The 24,684-nt window shown below is 71.1% G+C and carries 24 protein-coding genes; 15 read left to right on the top strand and 9 right to left on the bottom strand.

Annotated features, from left to right (window positions below):
• Positions 1-2: 2 nt before the first annotated feature.
• Positions 3-1,094, bottom strand: coding sequence for a hypothetical protein (locus FBZ33_RS29265; RefSeq protein ID WP_141911562.1), 1,092 nt, complete (start codon positions 1,092-1,094; stop codon positions 3-5).
• A gap of 118 nt (positions 1,095-1,212) precedes the next feature.
• Between FBZ33_RS29265 and FBZ33_RS29260 the strand changes: the two genes are divergently transcribed.
• Complete coding sequence (locus FBZ33_RS29260) at positions 1,213-1,971, top strand: type III pantothenate kinase (protein WP_088950515.1); 759 nt, start codon at positions 1,213-1,215, stop codon at positions 1,969-1,971.
• Between the two features lie 33 nt (positions 1,972-2,004).
• Here FBZ33_RS29260 and FBZ33_RS29255 read toward each other — a convergent pair whose 3' ends face one another.
• Positions 2,005-2,745, bottom strand: coding sequence for a class I SAM-dependent methyltransferase (locus FBZ33_RS29255; protein ID WP_141911560.1), 741 nt, complete (start codon positions 2,743-2,745; stop codon positions 2,005-2,007).
• 88 nt (positions 2,746-2,833) lie between these two features.
• Between FBZ33_RS29255 and lysS the strand changes: the two genes are divergently transcribed.
• The 3 genes from lysS (at position 2,834) to FBZ33_RS29240 (ending at position 7,867) form a co-directional block, all read left to right on the top strand.
• Positions 2,834-4,342, top strand: a complete 1,509-nt coding sequence (gene lysS, locus FBZ33_RS29250; protein WP_141911558.1) for a lysine--tRNA ligase — start codon at positions 2,834-2,836, stop codon at positions 4,340-4,342.
• A gap of 112 nt (positions 4,343-4,454) precedes the next feature.
• The gene (locus FBZ33_RS29245) at positions 4,455-4,799 is read left to right on the top strand and encodes an Lsr2 family protein (protein ID WP_088952068.1); all 345 of its coding nucleotides are present in this window, start codon (positions 4,455-4,457) and stop codon (positions 4,797-4,799) included.
• Between the two features lie 518 nt (positions 4,800-5,317).
• Positions 5,318-7,867 (top strand): ATP-dependent Clp protease ATP-binding subunit, encoded by a 2,550-nt coding sequence (locus FBZ33_RS29240; protein ID WP_141911557.1) that lies wholly within the window; start codon positions 5,318-5,320, stop codon positions 7,865-7,867.
• Positions 7,868-8,168: 301 nt separating this feature from the next.
• On the opposite strand, the gene FBZ33_RS29235 is transcribed toward FBZ33_RS29240, so the two are convergent.
• A complete protein-coding gene (locus FBZ33_RS29235; RefSeq protein ID WP_141911555.1) occupies positions 8,169-9,080 on the bottom strand; it encodes an A/G-specific adenine glycosylase in 912 nt (303 codons plus the stop codon).
• Positions 9,081-9,176: 96 nt separating this feature from the next.
• Between FBZ33_RS29235 and FBZ33_RS29230 the strand changes: the two genes are divergently transcribed.
• From FBZ33_RS29230 to FBZ33_RS29220, 3 genes are all read left to right on the top strand, one after another.
• A complete protein-coding gene (locus FBZ33_RS29230; RefSeq protein ID WP_088950510.1) occupies positions 9,177-9,689 on the top strand; it encodes a glycine cleavage system protein R in 513 nt (170 codons plus the stop codon).
• Entirely contained in the window at positions 9,686-10,270 is a 585-nt protein-coding gene (locus tag FBZ33_RS29225; RefSeq protein ID WP_141911553.1) for a peptide deformylase, read from the top strand. Before FBZ33_RS29230 ends, FBZ33_RS29225 begins: the two co-directional genes overlap by 4 nt.
• Before the next feature lie 118 nt (positions 10,271-10,388).
• On the top strand, positions 10,389-11,102 hold the full coding sequence (locus FBZ33_RS29220; RefSeq protein WP_141911552.1) for a hypothetical protein: 714 nt from the start codon (positions 10,389-10,391) through the stop codon (positions 11,100-11,102).
• Positions 11,103-11,109: 7 nt separating this feature from the next.
• On the opposite strand, the gene disA is transcribed toward FBZ33_RS29220, so the two are convergent.
• From disA to FBZ33_RS29200, 4 genes are all read right to left on the bottom strand, one after another.
• A complete protein-coding gene (gene disA, locus FBZ33_RS29215) occupies positions 11,110-12,294 on the bottom strand; it encodes a DNA integrity scanning diadenylate cyclase DisA (protein WP_088952067.1) in 1,185 nt (394 codons plus the stop codon).
• A gap of 131 nt (positions 12,295-12,425) precedes the next feature.
• Positions 12,426-13,883 carry a DNA repair protein RadA gene (gene radA, locus FBZ33_RS29210; protein ID WP_088950507.1) on the bottom strand — a complete coding sequence of 486 codons (1,458 nt, stop codon included), beginning with the start codon at positions 13,881-13,883 and terminating at the stop codon, positions 12,426-12,428.
• Positions 13,884-13,967: 84 nt separating this feature from the next.
• Positions 13,968-14,747: a hypothetical protein gene (locus FBZ33_RS29205; RefSeq protein WP_099849092.1), complete on the bottom strand. Its 780-nt coding sequence runs from the start codon at positions 14,745-14,747 to the stop codon at positions 13,968-13,970.
• Between the two features lie 140 nt (positions 14,748-14,887).
• Positions 14,888-15,727 carry a UbiA family prenyltransferase gene (locus FBZ33_RS29200; RefSeq protein ID WP_141913005.1) on the bottom strand — a complete coding sequence of 280 codons (840 nt, stop codon included), beginning with the start codon at positions 15,725-15,727 and terminating at the stop codon, positions 14,888-14,890.
• A gap of 46 nt (positions 15,728-15,773) precedes the next feature.
• On the opposite strand from FBZ33_RS29200, the gene FBZ33_RS29195 reads away from it, so the two are divergent.
• The 4 genes from FBZ33_RS29195 to FBZ33_RS29180 all read left to right on the top strand — a co-directional run bounded on the left by FBZ33_RS29195 (position 15,774) and on the right by FBZ33_RS29180 (position 19,583).
• Positions 15,774-16,547 (top strand): bifunctional 2-polyprenyl-6-hydroxyphenol methylase/3-demethylubiquinol 3-O-methyltransferase UbiG, encoded by a 774-nt coding sequence (locus FBZ33_RS29195; protein ID WP_141911550.1) that lies wholly within the window; start codon positions 15,774-15,776, stop codon positions 16,545-16,547.
• A 42-nt stretch (positions 16,548-16,589) separates the two neighbouring features.
• The gene (locus FBZ33_RS29190) at positions 16,590-17,756 is read left to right on the top strand and encodes an acyl-CoA dehydrogenase family protein (RefSeq protein ID WP_099849089.1); all 1,167 of its coding nucleotides are present in this window, start codon (positions 16,590-16,592) and stop codon (positions 17,754-17,756) included.
• 91 nt (positions 17,757-17,847) lie between these two features.
• Positions 17,848-18,906, top strand: a complete 1,059-nt coding sequence (locus FBZ33_RS29185) for a type III polyketide synthase (RefSeq protein WP_141911548.1) — start codon at positions 17,848-17,850, stop codon at positions 18,904-18,906.
• A gap of 32 nt (positions 18,907-18,938) precedes the next feature.
• Positions 18,939-19,583, top strand: coding sequence for a hypothetical protein (locus FBZ33_RS29180; RefSeq protein ID WP_141911547.1), 645 nt, complete (start codon positions 18,939-18,941; stop codon positions 19,581-19,583).
• A gap of 81 nt (positions 19,584-19,664) precedes the next feature.
• Here the strand turns inward: FBZ33_RS29180 and FBZ33_RS29175 are convergent, their stop codons facing one another.
• Entirely contained in the window at positions 19,665-20,351 is a 687-nt protein-coding gene (locus FBZ33_RS29175; RefSeq protein WP_141911545.1) for a hypothetical protein, read from the bottom strand.
• Between the two features lie 328 nt (positions 20,352-20,679).
• On the opposite strand from FBZ33_RS29175, the gene FBZ33_RS29170 reads away from it, so the two are divergent.
• Genes FBZ33_RS29170 through FBZ33_RS29155 form a run of 4 tightly spaced genes read left to right on the top strand, consistent with a single transcriptional unit; the run spans position 20,680 to position 23,455 of the window.
• On the top strand, positions 20,680-21,165 hold the full coding sequence (locus FBZ33_RS29170) for a CarD family transcriptional regulator (protein ID WP_088950500.1): 486 nt from the start codon (positions 20,680-20,682) through the stop codon (positions 21,163-21,165).
• Positions 21,166-21,221: 56 nt separating this feature from the next.
• Entirely contained in the window at positions 21,222-21,917 is a 696-nt protein-coding gene (gene ispD / locus FBZ33_RS29165; RefSeq protein WP_141911543.1) for a 2-C-methyl-D-erythritol 4-phosphate cytidylyltransferase, read from the top strand.
• 13 nt (positions 21,918-21,930) lie between these two features.
• The gene (gene ispF, locus FBZ33_RS29160; RefSeq protein ID WP_099849081.1) at positions 21,931-22,416 is read left to right on the top strand and encodes a 2-C-methyl-D-erythritol 2,4-cyclodiphosphate synthase; all 486 of its coding nucleotides are present in this window, start codon (positions 21,931-21,933) and stop codon (positions 22,414-22,416) included.
• Positions 22,417-22,426: 10 nt separating this feature from the next.
• Complete coding sequence (locus FBZ33_RS29155; protein WP_141911542.1) at positions 22,427-23,455, top strand: tetratricopeptide repeat protein; 1,029 nt, start codon at positions 22,427-22,429, stop codon at positions 23,453-23,455.
• Here the strand turns inward: FBZ33_RS29155 and FBZ33_RS29150 are convergent.
• Positions 23,452-24,618 carry a homogentisate 1,2-dioxygenase gene (locus FBZ33_RS29150; RefSeq protein ID WP_141911540.1) on the bottom strand — a complete coding sequence of 389 codons (1,167 nt, stop codon included), beginning with the start codon at positions 24,616-24,618 and terminating at the stop codon, positions 23,452-23,454. The two genes, FBZ33_RS29155 and FBZ33_RS29150, sit on opposite strands and share 4 nt — an antisense overlap.
• Positions 24,619-24,684: the final 66 nt, after the last annotated feature.

The following is a 24,684-nucleotide window of genomic DNA, read 5'->3' as shown; positions in this document are numbered from 1 at the left end:
TCTCAGACGGTGGTCAACGAACTGGTGGTGAGGTTGAAGATCACCCGGTTCTCGGTGTCCTGTCGGCCGTCCAGGCCGTACTTGGCCCGGAACAGCTCCAGCACCCGGTTGTAGATCTCGGGCGGCAGCTCGTCAGCCTCTCCGATGGCGAAGATCTCGCCGGCCGCCTCGGGCCGCTGCAGCACGACGGTCAGCCCGGCCAGGCCGTGCCGGGCCACGTTGCGCACCAGGTCGGTGCCGGCGATGTACCACTCACCGTCGGAGCGGACGTAGAGCGCGTCGCAGGTTTCCAGGTCACGACCGGCTTGGCGCAGGCAGAGCCGCAGCGTGAGGCAGGCCGCCAGGTCCTCCAGTGGGGCGGTGTCCCACAGCTCGGCGAACCGGTCGTCGACGAACTCGCCCAGCGGGGTCGACACGAACGCCTCGATCTGCTGGGTGTCGAAGGTGCTGCCCTGCACGGGGAAGAACGAGATGAACGCCTTGCCGTCCCAGCGGTACATCTGCACGGAGGGCGCGGCGCTGTAGACCCGGACCTGGAGCCGGGCGCGGGCCGACTCGGGCAGTTCCTCGCTGAGCCGCGCGAAGTGCCACAGGTTGTTGAGGATGGCGACCGAGGCGTCCCGCCGGCGCACCTCCTCGCCGCGCAGCCGGACCGCCGGTGAGTCCGGGTCGAGGAGGAGCACCTTGACGGCGGCGCCGTTGACGAGCGCGGAGCGCAGTGCGGCCACGAAACGGGCAGCGTACGGGCCCTCCAGCATGCTGGTCCAGGTTTCCAGGATGGCCACGATCTCCCGGGACTGGGCGACCCGTTCGATCAGGGCGTCCCGGTCCAGTCGGGGGTGTTCGATGATGCTGACCGTCTGGAGTTCGCGGAAGAGCGGGTTGAGCACCACGTAGGTCAGCAGCGTCATGATCAGAGCGGCGCCGATGTTGAGGTAGAGGTCACCGGTGAAGCTGCCGCTCTCCCGAATGGACGCCCGCCACGCCTGCACGATCATCCAGATCGCGCCGCCGGCCAAGGCGACCAGCACCAGCACGTGTCGTCGACGTCGGCGCAGGGTGTTACGACCCCGCACCCACCACGTCCCCGACATGTCCGCTCCCCGTCCGGCCGCGCCGTGGATCGACCTATGTTCATGTCGCGATGCTCCAAGGATACGGTCCGCCGGCCGGTCCGCACCTGCCCGCACGGTCGTTGTCTAGGCTGCGTGCGTGCTGCTCTGCATCGACATCGGAAACACCAACACCGTGCTGGCGACCTTCGACGGCGACAAGCTGGTGCACTCCTGGCGGATCAAGACCGATGCCCGCTCGACGGCGGACGAGCTGGGCCTGATGTTCCGGGGCCTGCTCGCCGGGGACAACGTCGAGATCACCGGCGTGGCCGCCTGCTCCACGGTGCCGGCCGCGCTGCGGTCGCTGCGCACCATGCTCGGCCGTTACTACGCCGACCTGCCGAGTGTCGTCGTCGAGCCCGGGGTGCGGACCGGGGTGCAGTTGGCGATCGACAACCCGAAGGAGGTGGGCGCCGACCGGGTGGTGAACACCCTGGCCGCGTACACCCTCTACGGCGGGCCGTCGATCGTGGTGGACTTCGGCACCACCACCAACTTCGACGTGATCAGCGGTCGGGGCGAGTTCCTCGGCGGCGCGTTCGCCCCGGGCATCGAGATCTCCTTCGATGCGCTGGCCGCCCGGGCCGCGCAGCTGCGCAAGGTCGAGGCCACCAAGCCTCGCTCGGTGATCGGCAAGAACACCGTGGAGTGCCTTCAGGCCGGCCTGTACTTCGGCTTCGCCGGTCAGGTGGACCGGATCGTCGAGCGGATGACCGAGGAGTTGGGCGAGGTGCGGGCGGTGATCGCCACCGGCGGCCTGGCCTCCCTGGTGATCAACGAGTGTCACACCATCACCCACCACGAGCCGATGATCACGCTGATCGGCCTGCGGATGGTCTACGAGCGCAACCTCTGACCGGCCCACGCGGAGCCGGTGGTCGCGGTGGTGTCAGCGCCGCCGGGCCCGCAGGACCATCGTGCGGTACGGCAGCTCGACGGTCTCCCGACCGGCCAGTTCGGGGTGGGTGGCCAGGAGTTCCCACAGCTCCTGGTCGATCGTCGCCCGCCGCTCGGCCGGGGCGGTGAGCCAGTACGAGCGGGTGTGCAGCATCGCGACGATGTCGTCCGGTGTGAGCGTGGTGTGGTGGTTGAACTCGCCCAGCTCGATCGGCTCGAACGCGGGGCCGAAGTCGGTGTACCTCTCGATCACGTTGCCGGCGTTGTCCCCCAGGTGTGCGATCCGGCCCAGCTCGGCGACCCAGTCCACCCGATCGTCGCGCATGTTCCAGATCGGGGCGAACGTCCCGCCGGGCCGCAGCACCCGGGCGATCTCAATGTGCGCCAGCTCCCGGTCGAACCAGTGGTACGCCTGCCCCACCACCACGGCGTCCGCGACCTCGTCGGGCAGGGGCACCGACTCCGCGCCACCGGCCAGCGCCGTGAGTCCCGGGGTGGCGGCTGCCAGTTGGGCGCGCATGGCGGGGTCCGGCTCCACGGGTGTCACCTCGTGTCCCAGGGCGAGCACGCCGCGCGTGAGGATGCCGGTGCCCGCGCCCAGGTCGACGATGCGGGCGGAACTCCCCAACCCGTCCAGCGCCCACCGCACTGCCGGTTCCGGATAACGGGGGCGAAACCGGTCGTACTCGGCTGCCGCCGCACCGAATGAGAGAGCCTGGGTGTGATCCGACATGCCGGGCAGGTTATCCGGTAACGACCCCCTGAGGGCTTGAGTACGCTCGGGCCTGACCCCTGTATCTCCCGTGACGAGGAAGCGTGCCGTGAGCGAGCAGAACCCCGTGCCAGTGGACCCCGCAGACGACCTTCCCGAGCAGATGAAGGTCCGCCGGGAGAAGCGGGACCGGATGCTCGCCGAGGGCGTCGAGCCCTACCCGGTCGGTTTCTCCCGCACGACCACCCTGGCGCAGGTCCGGGCGCGCTACGCCGACCTGCCGACCGACACCGCGACCGGTGACCAGGTCGCGGTCACCGGCCGGGTGATCTTCGTACGCAACACGGGCAAGCTCTGCTTCGCGACCCTCCGGGACGGCGACGGCACCGAGTTGCAGGCGATGCTCTCGCTGGACCGGGTCGGCCCGGAGCGACTGGAGGCCTGGAAGCGCCTGGTCGACCTCGGCGACCACGTCGGCGTCACCGGTGAGGTGATCACCAGCCGCCGGGGTGAGCTGTCGGTGCTGGCGCAGGAATGGGAGATGACCGCGAAGGCGCTGCGTCCGCTGCCGGTGGCGCACAAGCCGCTCTCCGAGGAGGCGCGCGTCCGGCAGCGTTACGTCGACCTGATCGTCCGGCCGCAGGCGCGGGAGATGGTTCGCACCCGGGCCGCCGCCGTACGTAGTCTGCGCGATTCACTGCACGGGCAGGGCTTCATCGAGGTGGAAACACCGATGTTGCAACTGCTGCATGGTGGCGCGGCGGCCCGACCGTTCGTGACCCACAGCAATGCGTTGAACACCGATCTGTATCTGCGAATCGCGCCGGAACTGTTTCTCAAGCGCGCTGTGGTCGGTGGCGTCGACCGCGTCTTCGAGATCAACCGCAACTTCCGTAATGAGGGTGTCGACTCTTCGCACTCGCCGGAGTTCGCGATGCTGGAGACGTACCAGGCCTACGGCGACTACAACACGATGGCTGAGTTGACCCGCAATCTCGTGCAACAGGCGGCGATCGCGGTCAGCGGCTCGATGGTGGTGACCCACGCCGACGGTCGGGAGTTCGACCTGGGCGGCGAGTGGCGATCCGTGACGCTGTTCGGCGTGCTTTCCGAAGCGCTGGGCGAGGAGGTCACGGTCCGCACCGATCGTTCCCGCCTGGTCGAGTACGCGGACAAGGTGGGATTGGCCGTGGACCCCAAGTGGGGGCCGGGCAAGCTGGCCGAGGAACTGTTCGAGGAGTTGGTCGTCCCCGGCCTTGTGGCGCCCACCTTCGTGCGCGACTACCCGGAGGAGACCAGCCCGCTCACCCGGGCCCACCGCAGCGAGCCGGGTCTGGCCGAGAAGTGGGACCTCTACGTGCTCGGCTTCGAGCTGGGGACCGCGTACTCCGAGCTGGTCGACCCGGTGGTGCAGCGCGAGCGGCTGGTGGCCCAGGCGCAGCTGGCCGCGCGGGGCGACGACGAGGCGATGCGTCTCGACGAGGACTTTCTCCGGGCGATGGAGTATGGAATGCCGCCGGCCGGCGGCATGGGAATGGGAATCGACCGGATGTTGATGGCCCTGACGGGGCTCGGAATTCGGGAAACGATCCTCTTCCCGTTGGTCCGCCCCGAGTAGTCGGGCCCGGCTCACGCCGGGCCGTAACGGCATCCTATTGACGCGGCGAGCGGCGCGCGGGTTATTGTGCTCTCGTTAAGCAGGAGCGCCCTGCTCGAAAGGAATGTGGGACGTGGCCAAGCAGATCATTCACAAGCTGGTCGATGACCTGGACGGTGGGGACGCTGACGAGACCGTCAAGTTCGCCCTCGACGGCGTTCAGTACGAGATCGACCTGTCGAAGGCCAACGCCGCTAAATTGCGCGACGCTTTTGCCGCGTACGTGGGCGCTGGCACCAAGGTCGGTCGCGGCGGCGTCGTGATCGGTGGGCGTGCCGCCCGCGGTCGGGGTGGCGCGACCGCCGATCGGGAGCAGAACAAGGCGATCCGGGAGTGGGCCAAGAAGTCCGGCAAGGACATCTCGGACCGGGGTCGTATCCCACAGGAGATCGTCGACGAGTACCACGCGAAGCGCTGATCCGTCAGCGACCTGGTGGCTCTTCCGCCACCGCAGGCGACACCGACGCCGGGCCGGAGCACCTCTCCGGGCCGGCGTCGCCGTATCCGCCGACGCCCGTCCGGGGCCCGGGAAGCATTCGGCACCCGGCGGCGTTGTCCACAACCAGTGGAACAGCTATCCACAACCTGTGGACAACCTTCCTCAGGGCCCGGCGCGGCGTTCGTCGCGACCTCCGGCCCACCCCCTCCGAGCCCCTCGGAGCGCCTCCACAGCGCTTCCGGAGCCCGGATCGGGCTTCTGTCACGCCAGTCGGATTTCGCTCTGCGCGTAGCGACAGGGCTACCGGAACACCTCCTGAGCGCGGACGGTTGTCCAAAACGACGTGGAACCGACCCAGAGCAGAGACACACGACCTCAGCTGAGTCGGTCAACGACGATAGAGTAAGGAGGCACGGACGCCCGTCCCGGACGTTCGTGCACCGGCCCCGCCAAGATCTTGACCATCAAGGCGCACGGCACGTGAGGAGCACGAGGGCATGTTCGAGCGGTTCACCGACCGAGCGCGACGGGTTGTCGTCCTGGCCCAAGAAGAGGCCCGGATGCTCAACCACAACTACATCGGTACGGAACACATCCTGCTGGGCCTGATCCACGAAGGTGAAGGCGTCGCGGCAAAGGCCCTGGAGAGCCTCGGCATCTCCCTGGAGGGCGTCCGCCAGCAGGTCGAGGAGATCATCGGCCAGGGCCAGCAGGCGCCGAGCGGGCACATCCCGTTCACGCCGCGGGCCAAGAAGGTGCTGGAGCTGTCGCTGCGCGAGGCGCTGCAGCTCGGCCACAACTACATCGGCACGGAGCACATCCTGCTCGGGCTGATCCGTGAGGGCGAGGGCGTTGCCGCCCAGGTGCTGGTCAAGCTCGGCGCCGACCTCAACCGGGTCCGCCAGCAGGTGATCCAGCTGCTTTCCGGCTACCAGGGCAAGGAGCCTGCCGCGGCGGGCGCCACGCCGGGTGAGGCCGCGCCGTCGACCAGCCTCGTGCTGGACCAGTTCGGCCGCAACCTGACTCAGGCCGCCCGCGAGGGCAAGCTCGACCCGGTCATCGGGCGCGAGAAGGAAATCGAGCGGGTCATGCAGGTGCTCTCCCGCCGTACCAAGAACAACCCGGTCCTGATCGGTGAGCCCGGCGTCGGTAAGACCGCCGTGGTGGAGGGGCTTTCCCAGAAGATCATCAAGGGCGAGGTGCCCGAGACTCTGAAGGACAAGCAGCTCTACACGCTCGACCTGGGTGCGCTCGTCGCCGGTTCCCGCTACCGCGGTGACTTCGAGGAGCGCCTCAAGAAGGTGCTCAAGGAGATCCGCACCCGCGGCGACATCATCCTGTTCATCGACGAGATCCACACCCTGGTGGGTGCGGGTGCCGCCGAGGGCGCGATCGACGCCGCGAGCATCCTCAAGCCGATGCTGGCCCGTGGCGAGCTGCAGACCATCGGTGCCACCACCCTCGACGAATACCGCAAGCACCTGGAGAAGGACGCCGCTCTCGAGCGCCGCTTCCAGCCGATCCAGGTGGGTGAGCCGTCGCTGGCGCACACCATCGAGATCCTCAAGGGCCTGCGTGACCGCTACGAGGCGCACCACCGCGTCTCGATCACGGACGCAGCCCTGGTGGCTGCCGCAACTCTGGCCGATAGATACATCTCCGACCGCTTCCTGCCGGACAAGGCGATCGACCTGATCGACGAGGCCGGTGCCCGGATGCGGATCCGTCGGATGACCGCGCCGCCAGACCTGCGTGACTTCGACGAGCGCATCGCCCAGGTGCGCCGCGACAAGGAGTCCGCGATCGACGCTCAGGACTTCGAGCGCGCCGCTCAGCTGCGTGACAAGGAGAAGCAGCTCCTTGGTCAGAAGGCTCAGCGGGAGAAGGAGTGGAAGGCCGGTGACCTGGACGTCGTCAGCGAGGTTGACGACGAGCAGATCGCCGAGGTTCTCGGCAACTGGACCGGCATCCCGGTCTACAAGCTGACCGAGGAGGAGACCTCACGCCTGCTGCGCATGGAGGACGAGCTGCACAAGCGCGTCATCGGCCAGGAGGACGCGGTCAAGGCGGTCTCGAAGGCGATCCGGCGTACCCGGGCCGGCCTGAAGGACCCGAAGCGCCCGTCGGGCTCGTTCATCTTCGCCGGTCCGTCCGGTGTCGGTAAGACCGAGCTGTCCAAGGCGCTCGCCGAGTTCCTCTTCGGCAGCGAGGATTCCCTCATCCAGCTGGACATGTCCGAGTTCCACGACCGCTACACGGTCTCCCGGCTCGTGGGTGCCCCTCCCGGCTACGTCGGTTACGACGAGGGCGGGCAGCTGACCGAGAAGGTGCGGCGTCGGCCGTTCTCGGTGGTCCTCTTCGACGAGATCGAGAAGGCCCACCCGGACGTGTTCAACACGCTGCTCCAGATCCTGGAGGACGGTCGGCTCACCGACGGTCAGGGTCGGATCGTGGACTTCAAGAACACGGTCATCATCCTGACCACCAACCTGGGCACCCGTGACGTCGCCAAGGCGGTGTCGCTGGGCTTCCAGGCGTCGGAGGACTCCGAGTCCAACTACGACCGGATGAAGCAGAAGGTCAACGACGAGCTCAAGCAGCACTTCCGGCCTGAGTTCCTCAACCGGATCGACGACACCATCGTCTTCCACCAGCTGCGTCAGACCGAGATCCTCTCGATCGTGGACATCATGATCCAGCGGATCGAGGGCCAGCTGCGCAACAAGGACATGGGTCTGGAGCTGACCGACAACGCCAAGAAGTACCTGGCGGCGAAGGGCTTCGACCCGGTGCTCGGTGCACGTCCGCTTCGTCGCACGATCCAGCGCGACATCGAGGACAACCTCTCCGAGCGGATCCTGTTCAACGAGCTGACCCCGGGTCAGATCGTCGTGGTGGACTGCGAGGGCGACCCGAACGACATTGACAAGTCCAAGCTCGTCTTCCGGGGTGCCGAGAAGCCGGTCGAGGTTCCGGACGCCGTTCCGGCCGACCTCGGTGGCACGGCCGCCGGCACCGCGGCAGCGGCGACGGACGAGGTGGCGTAACAAGCAGTAAGAGGGCGGGGCCCCGGTGGCGTGAGCCACCGGGGCCCCGCCTTTTGCGCTACCCCACAGGTCACCCGCGCCCGCCCGCGCCCGCCGCGCCCTGCCCGCGCCCGCCGCGCTACGCAAGATCCGCGCAACATCAGGGAAAGTGCTGCCTCACGGCGTCCGGAGGCAGCAACTTCCCTGATGTTGTGGGCGGAGTGCGGCTGGCGGCCCGGCGTGGCGCGGGGCCGTCCGCGCGGCGGGGCGCGGCCCGCGCGGCGGGCGGGGGCAGGACAAGACAGGGTCAGGGCGGGGTGGGTCAGGTGGTCAGGTCGGCTGTCGGGTGGGACGGGCCGTCGCCGACGAGGCGGAAGCTGTCGGCTCCGGCCGCTTCGACCAGCCCGTCCTGCACCAGGCCGGCGAGGGCTCTGGCACGTTGGACGTCATCGGTCCAGACCTGGTCCAAGCGCTGGTGTGGGACCGGCCCGGTGGTCTCCCGGAGCACCCCGAGCAGGAGACCTCGTACCTGTCGGTCGGTGCCCGCGTACCGCTGGGGTCGCCGGGTTGGCCCTGCTGGCGCCTCCTGGCCTGAGGCCCGCCAGGCGCAGACCGACTCGACCGGGCAGGCGGTACAGCGTGGTGACCGGGCTGTGCAGATCACCGCGCCCAGTTCCATGAACGCGGCGCTGGCGAGTGCCGCCGCGGCCGGTTCCACCGGGAGCAGCTCTTCGGTGGCGACGAGGTCGGCTGGCCGGGTGACCGGTCCGGCGTCCGGCTCGCCGGCTACCGCCCGGCAGACCACCCGGCGAACGTTGGTGTCGACCACCGGGTGCCGCTGCCCGTACGCGAAGGTGGCCACGGCCCGCGCCGTGTAGGTGCCGACCCCGGGCAGTGCCAGCAGTTGCTCCAACCGGTCCGGCACCTGGCCGCCGTGCCGGTCCACGATCGCGACCGCGCACTCCCGCAACCGCACCGCCCGGCGCGGGTAGCCGAGACGTCCCCACATCCGGATCGCCTCGGCCGGGGTGTCCGCGGCCAGCGCCGCCGGGTCCGGCCAGCGGGCCAGCCATGCCTGCCAGGCCGGCACCACCCGGACCACGGGGGTCTGCTGGAGCATGACCTCGCTGACCAGGATGGCCCACGGGGTGACCCCGGGTGCACGCCACGGCAGGTCACGGGCGTGTTGCTGGAACCACCGGCTGACCAGCGTGGCGAAATCGGGTTGAGTCATGGCGCCGTCGATGATGTCACGCCTGGCGATCCCGCTGGATGGGCGGCTCGGGCGGGGTGCCACGGCTGCGCCCGACGGATCGGAGAGAATGCCCGGATGAACGAGCTCGCGATCACCGTCATCGGTAGGGACCGGCCGGGCATCGTGGCCGACGTCGCCGAGGTCCTCGCCCGACTGGGTGCGAACCTCACCGACAGCACGATGACGCGCCTGCGGGGGCATTTCGCGATGACCCTGATCTGCACCGGACCGGCCTCCGCCGAGGTCGAGGCCGCGTTGGCGCCGCTGGCCGCCGAGGGGCAACTGCTGGCGACGGTACGCGCGGTCACGCCGGACGGCGAGGTGCCTGCGGCGGGTGAGCCGTACGTGATGGCGGTGCACGGTTCGGACCGGATGGGCATCGTCGCGGCGATGACCCGGGTGCTGGTCGACGCTGGCGGAAACGTCACCGACCTGAGTACGCGGTTGGCCGGGTCGCTCTACGTGGTGCTGGCCGAGGTCGAGTTGCCGGCTGGTGTGGCCGACACACTGATCGACCGGTTGCACCGGACGGCTGCCGAGCTGGGCGTGGAGGTCACCCTCCGGCCGGCGGACCCGGATCTGTTGTGAGCGGCGAGGAGAACGGGCCGGACGTCGAGGCGTACGTCGGTCTGGGCGACTGGACACCCGAGTCGCTGGTCGTGCCCGGTGAGGTGCGGCCGGTTGTGTCGGCCCCTCATCCGGTGTTGAGTCGGGCCGCCGAGGGGGTCGATCCGACCGCGAAGGAGACCGTCCAGCTCGCGGCCGACCTGGTGGCGACGATGCGGGTGTCGCCGGGCTGCGTCGGCCTGGCCGCGCCGCAGGTCGGGGTGGGTGCGCGTGTGTTCGCCGTCGATGTGACCGGGCACCCGAAGGCGGTCACGGTGCATGGCACCTTCGTGCTCTGCAACGCCCGGGTGGTCGAAGCGACGCGGTGGAAGCCCGGCCGGGAGGGGTGCATGTCGGTGCCGGACCTGACGGGGGATGTGAAGCGGGCCAGCCGGCTGGTGGTGGAGGGTGACCTGCCGGGCACCGGTAAGCCGGTCCGGTTGGTGACCGACGGCTTCGAGGCTCGGGCGTTGCAGCACGAGATTGACCACTGCGCGGGGTTGCTCTTCCTGGATCGGGTGGCCGGTGCGCACGCCGTCTACCAGCGCAAGGTCTACCTCTGACCGGTCGCCGGAGGGTCGGCAGTTTTGTCCTGAGTGGAGAGTGGATCGGGTGCCCGCGGGCGGCCCCGGCGCGTCGCGCCGTACTGGCCGGGGGAGCGCGGCTACGGTGGGAGGCATCATGCGTCTGACGGTCGGCCCCCTGCCACCCGCCGTGTACTGGCGGCGTCGCGTTGTCGTACTCGGAGTGGGGCTACTTTTCCTGATTGTCCTGCTCTACTCGTGCACCCAGTCGGGTCGTTCCGGCGAGAAGCCGACGGCGGGGGCGACTTCGACGCCGACCTCCGCCGGCACGCCCGCTCCTGGGGGCCCGGTGCTGACCCCGGAGACCGGGGCTCCGCCGCCGCCCGCGTCCGCCGATCCGGCTGTGACGAGCCCGAGCCCCGCGATCACCAGCAACACACCTCCGCTGGGCGCGGCGGCTGGTTCGGAGGACGACGGCACCTGCACCGACGCGGAGATCAGCGTGGTCTCGTCGGCGAGCCCGACCTCGGTCCAGCGTGGGGCGGTGGTCGAGCTGCAACTCAAGATCAAGAACACGTCGGACCGCACGTGCAGTCGGAACGTCGGTGCCGACCTACAGGAGATCTTCATCAAGTCCGGTGCGGAGAAGATCTGGTCGTCGGACACCTGCGGCAAGGTCCAGGGCTTGGACGTGCAGACCTTCACGCCGAACTTCGAGCGCGCCTACCAGGTGCCGTGGAACGGGCGGGACACCAGCCGGTGCGACGGTGCGCTGGCCGGCGGGCCGTTCCCGCCGCTCGGGTCGTACCAGGTGTTCGCCCGGGTGGGCACGAAGCTCAGCTCGCCCGTGAAGCTCACCATCACCGGCTGAGCCGGGGTTAGACGTACCGTTCCAGGATGGATGCCTCGGCGAGCCGGGACAGCCCCTCACGGACGCCTCGGGCCCGTGCGTCACCGACGCCCTCGACGGCCTGCAGATCCTCCACTGTCGCGCCCAGCAGGCGCTGGAGGCTGCCGAAGTGCACCACAAGGCGGTCGACCACCGCGACCGGCAGCCGGGGCACCTTGGCCAGCAGTCGGAAGCCGCGAGGGCTGACCGCGGCGTCCAGCGCGTCGGACGCGGCTGGGTAGCCGATCGCCTTGGCCACCGCCACCAGGTCGATCAGCTCGGTGGCGCCGAGCAGGTCCAGCTCGACGAGTGCCTCGTCCAGGGTGCGCGACTTGCGGCCGATCGGGAGGTAGTCCCGGATGACCAGCGTGCGGTCGGCGTCCACGCCGGCCATCAGCTCGTCGAGTTGCAGGGCGAGCAGGCGACCGTCGGTGCCCAACTCGACCACATAGCCGGCGATCTCGTCGGCGATCCGGCGAACCATCTCCAGTCGCTGCACCACGGCCACCGCGTCCCGTACGGTGACCAGGTCCTCGATCTCCAGTGCGGAGAGCGTGCCGGAGACCTCGTCCAGCCGGAGCTTGTAGCGCTCCAGGGTGGCGAGCGCCTGGTTGGCCCGGGAGAGGATGGCGGCCGAGTCGTCGAGCACGTGCCGCTGGCCGTTGACGTAGAGGCTGATGATCCGCATCGACTGGCTGACCGAGATGACCGGGTAGCCGGTCTGTCGGGCCACCCGCTCGGCGGTGCGGTGCCGGGTGCCGGACTCTTCGGTCGGGATGGACGGGTCGGGCATCAGGTGCACGGCCGCCCGGACGATCCTGGTGCCGTCGCTGGAGAGCACGACGGCGCCGTCCATCTTGCACAGCTCCCGGACGCGCGTCGCGGAGAACTCCACGTCCAGCGGGAAGCCTCCGGTGCACAGGCCCTCGACGACCTTGTCGTAGCCGAGCACGATGAGCGCGCCGGTGCGGCCGCGCAGGATGCGCTCCAGACCGTCGCGTAGGGCGGTGCCCGGGGCCATCAGGGCGAGGTTGGCCCGCAACGGGTCGCCGGCGCTCCCGGCGGCTCCCGCGGTCACGCTCACGCTGATCGGGCGGGCGGGCGAGCCCACGGCGCCGGTGCGGGCCTGGGGCGGCGCGCCGGCTGGCTTGGTGGTTTCGCGGTCGATCGGCACGGGCACAGTCTACGGACTGCCGTGCGGTGGGTGCTGTCGTGGTTACTGTGATGTGTCACGATGCGGCCCTTCCAACCGATTCCCGCTTGCGACGTGCTGTCCGGTATCGCCGTCTCCGTCGGCACGGTGCGTCACTCGGCGGACGCGCGGGCCGCATGGTGCAGTGCCGAACGGACGTCCGTGACCTCGGTCACCCGCATGTGCTCGGGGCCGGCGCCGGTGCTGGCCGGCCCGCAACCGGTCGGCACCAGGGCCACCTTGAACCCCAGCCGGGCCGCTTCGGCCAGCCGGCGCGGCACCGCCCCGACGCGGCGCACCTCGCCGGTCAGCCCCACCTCACCGATCGCCACCAGGTGCGGCGCGATGGCCAGGTTGAGCCCGCCGGAGGCGACCGCCAACGCGACCGCCAGGTCGGCTGCCGGCTCCACCACCCGGATCCCGCCCACAGTGGCGGCGAAGACCTCCCGGTCGTGCAGGGTCAGCCGCTCGGTGCGTCGTTGCAGCACCGCGAGCACCATCGCCAGACGCGCCGAGTCGAGGCCGGAGACGGTGCGTCGGGGTGAGCCGGCCACCGTTGCGCCGATCAGGGCCTGGACCTCGGTGACCAGGGCCCGCCGCCCCTCCATGGCCACTGTCACACAGGTGCCCGGGACCGGCTCCGCGTAGCGGGTCAGGAACAGCCCGGACGGGTCGGCCAGGCTGCTGATGCCACCCTCGTGCATCTCGAAGCAGCCGACCTCGTCGGCCGCGCCGAACCGGTTCTTCACGCCGCGCACCAGGCGGAGCGACGAGTGCTTGTCGCCCTCGAAGTGCAGCACGACGTCGACCAGGTGCTCCAGCACCCGGGGCCCGGCCACCTGGCCGTCCTTGGTGACGTGCCCGACCAGCACGGTGGCGATGCCCCGCTCCTTGGCGACCGAGACCAGCGCGGCGGTCACCGCGCGCACCTGGGTCACCCCACCGGGCACGCCCTCGGTGCCGGTGGTCGAGATGGTCTGCACCGAGTCGAGCACCAACAGGCCCGGCTTGACCGCGTCGAGGTGACCGAGCACCGACGCCAGGTCGCTCTCCGCCGCGAGGTAGAGCTGCTCGTGCAGGGTGCCCATCCGTTCGGCGCGCAGGCGCACCTGGCTGACCGACTCTTCGCCACTGACCACCAGTGAGGGGCTGCCGGCACCGACCGCCCAATGCTGCGCCACATCGAGCAGGAGGGTCGACTTGCCGACACCGGGCTCGCCGGCGAGCAGCACCACGGCACCGGGGACCAGGCCGCCGCCGAGCACCCGGTCGAGCTCGCTCACCCCGGTGGGCACGGCGCGGGCCGGGGCGGCGCTGATGGTGGCGATCGGCCGGGCCGGCTCGGTCGGCATCCGGGAACTGACCACGCGACCGGAGACGGTCGGGCCGGTCACCGTGCTCTCGACCACCGCGCCCCACTCGCCGCACTCCGGGCAGCGCCCCACCCACTTGGGTGGCTGGTGCCCGCACGCGTCGCACTGGTAGGCCGGACGCGGCTCGCGGGCGGCGGACCGGCCACGGGCGGCACCGGCGGTGCCGCCGCGCGAAGGGGTCGATCGGGAGGTGGTCACATCAGGACGCTAGCCCTCGCGTACGACGAAAACACCCCGGCGTGGTGGTCACCACGCCGGGGCGTTCGTCGATGTGCGCTCGGGTCACTCGTGGGTGGTGCCGCCCTCGTCGTCTCCGTAGCCGCCCTCGCGCTCGATGATCGGCGAGGGGGGTGCGGCCGGGGTGAGCGGCACCGCGATCGGCGCCGGGCCGGTCACTGTGTTGCCGTTGCCGAAGTCGAAGGTCACGAAGACGTTCTGACCGGAGCGCAGCGCCTCGGTCAGGCCAAGCAGCCGGAGCTGCGTGGTGGCCTCGGAGTTGAGCTGGACGTAGCTCAGCGGGGCCAGCTCGATCCGGGCCGGCGTGCCCGGAGCGGACGGGCTGGCCGAACCGGACGCCCGCGCCGACTCCGGGGCGGACGGGGTGGCCGAGGACGACCCGGTCTCGGACGGGGTTGCCGACGGGCTGGCCGAGCCGGACCCGGAGGTCGACGGGCTGGCCGAGCCGGAGGCAGACGGGCTGGTGGAGGCGGACTCCGAGGCGGACGGCGACGGGCTCGCCGAGCCGCCGCTGATCACCACCTCACGGGCGCTCTCGGTGGTGATGGTGACCGTCACCGTCTCTTTCGAGTCGTTGTAGATCACCGCGTTGAGCCCAGCGTCCTGGCCGGCCTTGTAGCCCTCGGTGCCCGGGTAGTCCACGAGCAGGCCACGCACGGAGAAGGAACCGTTGTTGGTGGTGAGGCTGACGCCCTGGACCGACGCCTCCTTGGTGGCGGTCTCGGCGATCTGTCCGGCGCCGCAGCCGGACGTCAGCAGACTGGCCGCCGCAATTCCGGACAGCAACAGGGCCGCACGCCGGGATCCCCTGATCGAGCGCGTCACGTCGGTCCTCCTCGTCACAATCCCCACCCGGGCCGCACGCCGGGCACGGTGGCCATACCCGCGCAGACCGCGCTCCAGGGTAGTTGGGACTGATCGAGGCCCGCACGCGGACCCGGCAATGCCACCTGCCCGGGTGCCGTTCACACCACCCGACCGCTCGCGACCAGCAGGACCACGTCGATGAGGGCCACCAGCATCACCGCCCGGAAGGCCGACACCGGCCGCCGGCCGGCCCGGACCGCCGAGCGCCCGGCGTACCAGCTCAGCGGTGGCACCACGGCGGCCGTGACGACCGCCGCCACCCCGATCGCCGACGGCCGCCCGGGTGGCCCGAGGACCAGGGCCGCGGTCGCCGCGAGGAGCAGGCCGGCCGCCGCGATCCGGCTGCCGGTGGCGCCCAGCCGGTGCGGCAGTCCGCGCACCCCGGTCCGTGCGTCATCGGCCAGGTCGGGCAGCACGTTGGCGAAGTGCGCCCCGGCCCCCAGGCATGCCGCCGCGACCAGCAGCCAGGCGGGTGGGGTCGGCTGACCGGGCAGCGCCAGCACCACGAAGGCGGGCAGCGCGCCGAACGAGACGGCGTACGGCAGCACCGAGAACGCGGTGGCCTTGAGCGGCCAGTCGTAGAGCAGCGCCGAGACCAGTGCGACGGTCAACCAGAACGCCGCAGTGGGGTTCGTGGTCAGCGCCAGCAACGGACAGGCCACCGCGGCCACCGCCGCGGCCCAGGCCGTGGTGCGCCGACCGACAGCGCCGGCGGCGACCGGTTTGTCGGTACGCCCCACAGTGGCGTCCCGCTCGGCGTCCAGCGCGTCGTTGGTCCAGCCGACGGCGAGCTGGCTGGCAAGAACGGCGAGCACGACGGACACGATTCCGGTCGGCCGGTGACCCACTCCCCAGGCCAGCAGGCCGGAAACCGCGGTCACCGCTGCGGCCGGTTCCGGATGGCTCGCTCTGACCAGCCCTAACACCCTCGACGACATAAGGGAAGTCTGGTCGTTACCGAGCAGTCGTGCCACGCTCGGTGCCATGCGAGACGTGGCTGCGTCCGCGGCGTCCACCGGCCCCCGGGTGCTGCCGCGTAACGATCCGCGCCAGTACGACGACCTGGCCGGTGAGTGGTGGCGGCCCGATGGCGCGTTCGCGATGCTGCACTGGCTGGCGGAGGCCCGCGCGGCGCTGGTGCCGCCGGCCACCCGTCCGGGCGCGCTGCTGGTCGATCTGGGTTGCGGCGCCGGTCTGCTCGCGCCGCACCTGGCCGGCAAGGGTTACCGCCACGTCGGTGTGGATCTGACCCGCTCGGCGCTGGTCCAGGCGGCCGAGCACGGGGTGCGCGTGGTCCAGGGCGACGTCACCGCCGTCCCGCTGCCGAGCGGTTGCGCCGACGTGGTCTCCGCAGGTGAGCTGCTGGAGCATGTGCCGGCCTGGCCGAGTGCGGTGGCCGAGGCGTGCCGTCTGCTGCGCCCGGGCGGTCTGCTGGTGTTGGACACCCTGAACGACACGGCGCTGGCCCGGCTCGTCGCGGTACGGATCGCCGAGCGGCTGCCGACCGTGCCACGCGGCATCCACGATCCACGGTTGTTCGTGGACGCCCGGGCACTGGTGGCCGAGTGTGCCCGGCACGGTGTCGACCTGCGGCTGCGAGGCATCCGTCCGCAGGTCGGGGGCATGATTGCCTGGTTGCTGCGCCGGGCCCGCGCGACCCGGACGTCCGGTGCGACGTCCACGGGCCGCGCGCCACGCATCGTGCCGATCCGGTCCACCGCCGTGCTCTACCAGGGCCGGGGGGTCCGCAAAGGATAGTCCGGGCCTGGCGGGGGTATGGGACGCCGAGGAGGAGACGATATGACGGTGCAGGCGCTTGAGGCGGCCCGCCGGTTGGCGCCGCGGTTCGCCGCGCGTGCGGCGGAACACGACCGGGACGGTTCCTTCCCCGTCGAGGACTTCCGTGACCTGCGGGAGGCTGGCCTTTTCGGTTTGATGGTGCCCCGGGCACTGGGCGGCATGGAGGCCAGCTTCGCCGAGTACGCCGCGGTGGCCACTGAGCTTGCCCGGGGCAACGGCGCGACGGCCCTGGTGTTCAACATGCATGCCTCGGTGACAGGTGCCCTGGGCGCGGTCACCGAGGAGCTGGCCGAGGCGTTGGGTGTGCCGGACGAGGCGCTGGTCGCCCGGGACCGGCTGCTCACCGCTGCGGCTCAGGGCTCCTGGTATGCGGTCGCGATGAGCGAGCGTGGCGCCGGTGCCCGGCTGTCCCAGCTGACCACGGCGTACGAGGCGACCGACGAGGGTTGGCATCTCAAGGGCAGCAAGACCTTCTGTTCCGGCGCCGGGCATGCCGACGGTTACCTGGTGGCGGCGCGCAGCGCGGCCGACCAGTCGGTGGTCTCGCAGTTCCTGGTGCCGGCCGGTGACGGGTTGACAGTGGAGCCGACCTGGGATGCGCTCGGCATGCGCGCCACCTCCTCACACGACCTGCACCTGGACGTGACGGTTCCGGCGGACCGGCTGCTCGGTGGTGTGGAAGGGCTGGCGCTGGTGGTCGCCCAACTGATGCCGCACTGGCTGGTGGCCAGCTACGCGGCAGTGTATGTGGGGGTGGCCCGGGCGGCGATCGACGCGGCGGCCGAGCACCTCAACGCCCGCAACCTGGCCGGTCTGCCGGCGGTGCGGGCCCGACTGGGCAGGGCGGACGCAGCCACGGCGGCCGCCCAGCTGGTGGTCGCCGAGGCGGCCCGTCGGGTGGACGAGGCGCCGGGCGACGAGGAGACCAACCGTTGGGTGTGGCGGGCGAAGCTGCTCGCCGGCACCACGGCCGCCGAGGTGGCGGCGTCGGTGTTGGAGGCGGCGGGCACCTCGGCGACCCGACGTGGTCATCCGTTGGAGCGGCTCTACCGCGATGCCCGCTGCGGCTCGCTGCACCCGGCCACCTCGGATGTCTGCGCCGACTGGCTGGGCATCGCCGCCCTGGGCGGCGACCCGGACCGCGACGGATCGGCACCGCGTTGGTGAGCCGGCCGGGGACTCGCACGCAAGATAGGCCAGCCGAGGCGGCTGGTGGGACGGCCAGGGGGAGGACAGCATTTGACGAGAGGTGGGGATCGTGTCCGTACCAGTGATCGCGGGGCTCGGGATTGCACAGCCGCCGTCCGCTTCGCAGGACGAGTTGTGGGAGGGCTACTTCTCCCGGCACTTCACCGGCACCACCAGGTCGTTGGCCCAGCGGATCTTCGCGCACTCCGGGGTGACCCGGCGTCAGGCTGCGGTCAACCCGCTGTTGGAGGACGTGTCGGACTGGCCGACCGAGCGCCGGATGCGTCGCTATCAGGTCGAGGCGCTGCCGCTGGGCAAGGAGGCGGTGGGCCGCGCGTTGACCGCAGCCGGGTTGGACGCCGGCGACATCGGGCTGTTCATCGTCTGCTCGTGCACGGGCTACGCCACCCCCGGGCTGGACATTCTGCTCGCCCGGGACCTCGGCATGGCCGCGGACACCCAGCGGATGTTCATCGGCCACATGGGCTGTTACGCGGCGATGCCGGGCCTCGGTGCGGCGAGTGACTTCGTCACCGCGCGAGGACGACCGGCGCTGCTGCTCTGCGCGGAGCTGACCAGCCTGCACATCCAACCGTCGAGTGCCAGGGTGGACACCCAGCAGATCGTCTCCCACGCGCTCTTCTCGGATGCGGCGGTCGCCGCCGTGGTCACGCCGAGCGGCCCGGGGTACGCGTTGCGCGAGGTCACGTCCGTCACCGACACATCGACGGCGGACCACATGACCTGGGACGTCACCGACGCTGGTTTCCGGATGGGGCTGTCGCCGAAGGTGCCGCAGGTGCTGTCGAGGCACGTCCGTGCGCTGGTCGACGACCTGCTGGCCCGGCACGGTCTCACCAGTTCCGAGGTGGACGGCTGGGCGGTGCATCCGGGCGGGCCGCGGATCCTCAACGTGGTGGAGCGTGAGTTGGCGTTGCCGCCGCAGGGTCTGGCGGCGTCCCGGGCGACGCTCGACGAGCACGGCAACTGCTCGTCCCCGACCGTGCTGCTGATCCTGGATCGGCTGGGCCGTGCGACTCCTGCGACTCCTGCGGCTCGACGCGTCGTCATGTTGGCGTTCGGTCCCGGCCTCACCCTGTACGCCGCTCTGCTCGATCGACAGGACTGATCACCTCCTCCTCCGGCCGGTACGCTCGCTGGATGGATACGACGGCGGACGACCGACTGCGCTCGGCCGTCCTGGTGGGTGCCGCGGTGGCCGTGCTGGCCGTTGGTGGCTGGTGGTGGCAGGCCGCCGCGCCCGCCTCGACGGCCAGGTCGGCTGCTCCTTCGGAGACCGTCCCGTCCACCGGGCCGAGTGTGAGCACGGCGCTGGAACGCGCCCTGGTCACCGGGGTGCCCGGTGAACGGCTGACGATGCGGGTGGACGCGAGCGGTGAGGTCGTCAGCGCTCCGGACGGCGTACGGACGGAGATCGACCCGGAGACCGGCAAGATCGTCGACATCGACGGTAATCTCGCTGGGTTCTTCTTCGAGGGCGATCTGCCCTCGTTCCGCGACACCGTGTGGCGGGAGCGGGCGGCACTCGCTCCGGGGCAGAGCGTGGTCCGGCAGGCACCGGGCGACAGTGGGCGTCACCTCCTGCAATACCGGTGCACCAGGCCGGGCGCCATGCTGGTGAGCGTCTCCGGGGCCGGGCTTGCCGGGCCGTCCCAGATCGACTGCGACGGCACGGTCGCCAGCGCCGAGGTGCTGGCGCACGGCAGGCCGTTCCGGGTGTCGCTGTCGGCGACGGGTGAGCGGGAGATCGACGTGCAGGCGCAGCTCGTCCTCCTGCCCCGCTAGGCCGGCAGGCCGCGCTCGGGCGCGTCGCGCCGGCCCTCAGGCGCCGAGCCGCGACCAGGCCGCCCAGGCGCCGAGCCGCGCTCAGGCGCCGAGGGCGGTCAGCTCACCTCGGTAGGTGTCCACCGGCCCCAGGTCGGGCAGCACCAGGGTCACCGTGCCGGCGCGGTCGACCAGCAGGGCGGTGGCGACGCCGGGGCGGGCCGGTTGGCCCAGGAACGAGCGCAGCCCTCCGGCGGGGTCTGCCAGCGCCCGGACCTGCGGTCGGTTGGTCGGTGGGGCTGGCGCCGTCCGGCCGCCGCTGACGGTCACCACGGAGACCCCGGCGGGCGCAGCCGTCAGGGCGTCGGCGACGCGGTCCGGGCAGGGGCAGCCGTCCAACAGGATGATCATGGCGGGCAGCAGGCCGCGCAGTGGCACCGGTGCCTGGCCCTCGTCGACCAGGTCCAGGGCGGGCAGGGCCCGCCCGGCGAGGGTCGCGGGTGGCGAGTAGGGCGCCGGGGTCGGCCGGTCGCTGCGGCTGGCGCGTGGCCAGGTGACCGCGACCAGGCCGGTCAGCGTGGTGAGGACCGCCACCAGCAGGACCAGCAGCGGTAGGCCCAGAGCGCGGCTTCGGGGCAGGCCGGTGGCCCTGCGGAGTTCACGGCGGATCTGGGCGGCCTCGGCGGCGAGCGCGGAGGCGTCGTCGGGAACCACGACACGGCCCCACTCGGGCGGCAGGCCGGGCAGGCCGTCGGTCGGCCCGTGGCCCTCTGCGTCCGGCTTGCCCATCGGACCTCCTGGAAGCGTCTCGAGAGCGGAGTGCGGCTCGGTCTCCAGGGTCGCGCACCAGGGGCTCCTCCCGCTACACCTGGGCGCAGTCCCGCTGGCCGGGCTACCATGGGAGGAGCGCGTAGCCCTTGATCTCGACGTTCCGTTCACCCGTACCGGGCAGTCATTCGTTCGTTACGGAGCGTGTTCGAACCATTGGTTTGACCGCCTGTCAAGCTGAAGCAAGACCTCTCACAGGGCCCCTGAGCTGCGCCAATGGTCAGGACATCGGAGAGACATCAGTGCCTGACCGTGTTACCCTAGACACAGCGAAAGGGGTTTCGAACCTATGGTTTTCAGTGTCGGCGAGACCGTTGTTTACCCCCACCACGGGGCCGCACTCATCGAGGCAATCGAGACTCGGATCATCAAGGGCGAGCCTAAGAAATACCTCGTCCTGAGGGTCGCGCAGGGTGACCTGACGGTCCGGGTGCCCGCCGAGAATGCCGAGATCGTGGGTGTGCGCGAGGTGGTCGGCGAAGAAGGCCTGGGCAAGGTCTTCGACGTTCTCCGGGCTCCGCACACCGAGGAGCCGACCAACTGGTCGCGGCGTTACAAGGCCAACCTGGAAAAGCTGGCCTCCGGCAACCCGCTGAAGGTCGCCGAGGTCGTTCGCGACCTGTGGCGCCGGGAGCGGGAGCGGGGCCTTTCCGCTGGTGAGAAGCGGATGCTGGCCAAGGCCCGCGACATTCTCGTCGGTGAGGTCGCGCTGGCTGAGAAGAGCACCAAGGACGAGGCGGAGACGCTGCTCGACAAGGTCCTCACCGAGGCCTAGTCCGCACAGCATCGTCGTACCCACTTCGTAGCAAAGAAACCACCGAGGACCGTGACGTGACCGCGCAGCTCAATCCGCGCGGTGACGTCGCGGTCCTCGTGCCTGCGGCGGGTGCCGGCGTACGTCTCGGCCCCGGCCGACCCAAGGCGCTGCGCCTGCTCGGCGGCGAGCCGCTCCTCGTGCACGCCGTGCGACGGCTGGCCGCCGCACCGTCGGTGCACACGATCGTGGTGGCCGCGCCGGGCGCCGAGGTGGCGGCCGTCCGTGAGCTGCTGGCCCCGGTCGCGCCGGTGATCGTGGTGGCCGGCGGTGCGGAGCGACAGGCGTCGGTGGCCGCCGCGCTGGCCGCGGTGCCCGCTGGCCCGACGATCATCCTGGTGCACGACGCCGCCCGCGCGCTCACGCCGCCCGAGCTGGTCGAATCCGTCGCCGCGGCAGTCCGTGGCGGGCGTGACGCGGTGATCCCGGTCCTGCCGGTCGTCGACACGATCAAGGAGGTCGGCGCCGGTGACGTGGTGCTCGGCACCGTCGACCGTTCCGCCCTGCGTGCGGTGCAGACCCCGCAGGGTTTCCGCCGGGCGGTGCTCAGCGCCGCGCACGCCGCGGCTGGTGACTCCCTCACCGACGACGCCGGTCTCGTCGAGAAGCAGGGCGTGACGGTGACCTGCGTGCCGGGCTCGGAGTACGCAGTGAAAATCACCCGACCGTTCGACCTGGCTCTGGCGGAGCATCTGCTTGCCGCCGGCGGTTGACGCGTACGCTCTGATCATGATCGTTCCCCGGGTGGCCATCGGCACCGACGTGCACGCGTTCGAGCCGGGCCGGCCCTGCTGGGTGGCCGGGCTGCTCTGGCCCGACCAGGACGGCCTCGCCGGGCACTCGGACGCCGACGTGGTCGCGCACGCCGCCTGCAACGCGCTGCTCTCCGCCGCCGGCCTCGGTGATCTCGGCGCCGTCTTCGGAGTGGGTCAACCGGAGTGGGCCGGCGCGTCCGGTGTGGCGCTGCTGACCGAGACGGCCCGCCGGGTGCGGGCCGCCGGCCTGGAGATCGGCAACGTGTCCGTGCAGGTCATCGGCAACCGCCCCAAGATCGGCAAGCGTCGCGCGGAGGCGCAGGAGGTGCTCTCTTCCGCCGTCGGCGCCCCGGTCACGCTGTCCGCCGCGACCACCGACGGGCTCGGTTTCACCGGCCGCGAGGAAGGGCTCACCGGCATCGCGGTGGCTCTGGTGTACGACGCGCCGGCCGCCTAAGCTCGCCGCGATGTCCAGCGATCCCGCTCCCGACCAGTCCGCCGCCGACGGCTACGTCCAGCGCGCCCAACTCCTCGCCGAGCTCGGCCGCCACGACGAGGCGGCCGGCGAGCTGACCTACGGGCTGGCCCTCCAGCCGGACGACGTGGATGCCCTCACCATGCTGGCCCGGGTGCACCTGGCCGCCGACCGTCCGGCCGAGGCGCTCACCGCCGCGGACACGGCCGTGGCCGCCGCACCGGAGGCGCTCCCGCCGCTGGTCGCCCGGGGCATGGCCCTGGCCGATCTGGAGCGCTACGCCGAGTCGGCTGCCACCGCAGACCGGATCCTCGCCCTCGGCCCGGCCGACGCGTACGCCCAGCGCAGCGCGGCGGCGATCCTGGCCGGCGCTCGCAACGGGCAGCCGGCGCTGAACGCGGCCTGGCGCGGGGTCGAGCTGGCACCGGAGGAGCCGCAGGCCCATCTGGTGCTCAGCCTGGTCGCCGCCCGGCTGGACCTGTTCGACCTGGCCGAGCGGGCCTACCGGGAGGCGTTGCGGCTCGACCCGCGCCTCGCCGAGGCCGGGCACGAGGTCGGTGTCATGCGTCTGGAGCAGCGCCGCTGGTCGGAGGCGTTGGCGCACGTGGCGGACGCGGTGTCGATCACCCCGAGCCGGGTCGACTCGCCGCGAACCCTCGCGTCCGGCCTGCACCGCCTGGTGCTCTACGGGGCGGGCTGGTCGCTGGTGGCGGCGGTGCTGGTCGCGGTCGCGGCGTCGGCGAGCGACGGGTTCTCCCGCATGCTGGCGGTGCTCGCCGCGCTCACCGGTGGGATCGTCGTCTGGCAGCTCGCGGCCCGGTTGCCCGGGCTGGCCCGGACCGTCCTGCCCGCCATGCTGCACTCGGACCGCGCGATGGCCCTGGCGGTCTACGCCGTGGCCGCCGCGCCGGTGCTGCTGCTGGTGTATGCGGTGATCGGCTCGCCATGGCCGCTGGTGCTGGCCATCGCCGCCACGGCGATCGCCGAGTTCGCCGTCTTCACCAGAACCGCGATCCGCTAGCCGCGCCGCGCCCAGGTCCAGGCGTATCCCTCGTCCTCGCAGCCGGTGGCGGCGTCGCAGAGATCCAGGGGACGGAACGTGTCGACCATGACGGCCAACTCGTCGAAGTAGTCCGCACCGATGGAACGCTCGGCCGCACCCGGCTGGGGGCCGTGGGTGAACCCGGACGGGTGCAGGGAGATCGAGCCCTGCTCGATGCCGGAGCCGCGCCGGGCCTCGTAGTTGCCGCCCGTGTAGAAGAGCATCTCGTCGGAGTCGACGTTGTGGTGGTTGTATGGCACCGGGATCGCGTCCGGGTGGTAGTCGACCTTGCGGGGCACGAACGAGCAGATGACGAAGTTGGGGCCCTGGAAGGTCTGGTGCACCGGCGGGGGCTGGTGGATGCGCCCGGTGATCGGCTCGAAGTCGTGGATGGAGAACGCCCACGGGTAGAGGTGCCCATCCCAGCCGACCACGTCGAACGGGTGGTTCGCGTAGACGTAGCGGGTCCAACCGCGGCGGTGGCGGACCAGCACCTCGACCTCCTCACCGTCGACGAGCAGCGGCGAGTCGGGGCCGCGGACGTCGCGCTCGCAGTACGGCGAGTGCTCCAGGAACTGGCCGCGGACGGAGAGGTAGCGCTTGGGTGGGCCGATGTGCCCGGACGCCTCGACGGTGAGCAGGCGGACGGGCTGGTCACCGGTGGGCACCAGCCGGTGGATGGTCGAGGTGGGAATGATGACGTAGTCGCCGGCCACCGCGTCCAGCACCCCGAACGGGGACTCGACCCGCAGGGTTCCCGACTCGACGTAGAGGCAGTGGTCGCCGGTGGCGTCGCGGAACAGCGGTGAGGGGCGGTCGGCGAGCACGTAGCCGATCCGTACGTCGTCGTTGGCGAGCAGGTACTGCCGGCCGAGGACGGGGTCGGAGCCGCCGGTGTCCAGTTTGTGGGTGCGCAGGTGGCGGGGCTTGAGCGGCAGGTTCGGTGCCCGGGTGAACGCGGGCGGGGTGAACTCGTCGGCGGCCAGGATCGCGGTGGGCGCGTGCCGGTGGTAGAGCAGGGACGAGTCGGAGGAGAAGCCCTCCTGGCCCATCAGCTCCTCGGCGTAGAGGGTGCCGTCGGGCTGGCGGAACTGGGTGTGGCGCTTGCGCGGCACATCGCCGACGCTGCGGTAATACGGCATCTCGCCTCCCGATATGTTCCGTTCACCGATCAACCGCGTCCGATAATCGGACGCTGTTGTCCGTTC

Origin of the sequence: Micromonospora sp. A202 (assembly GCF_006715105.1) — a bacterium.
Classification (GTDB): domain Bacteria; phylum Actinomycetota; class Actinomycetes; order Mycobacteriales; family Micromonosporaceae; genus Micromonospora; species Micromonospora zamorensis.
This window is presented reverse-complemented; position numbering and strand designations above follow the sequence as displayed.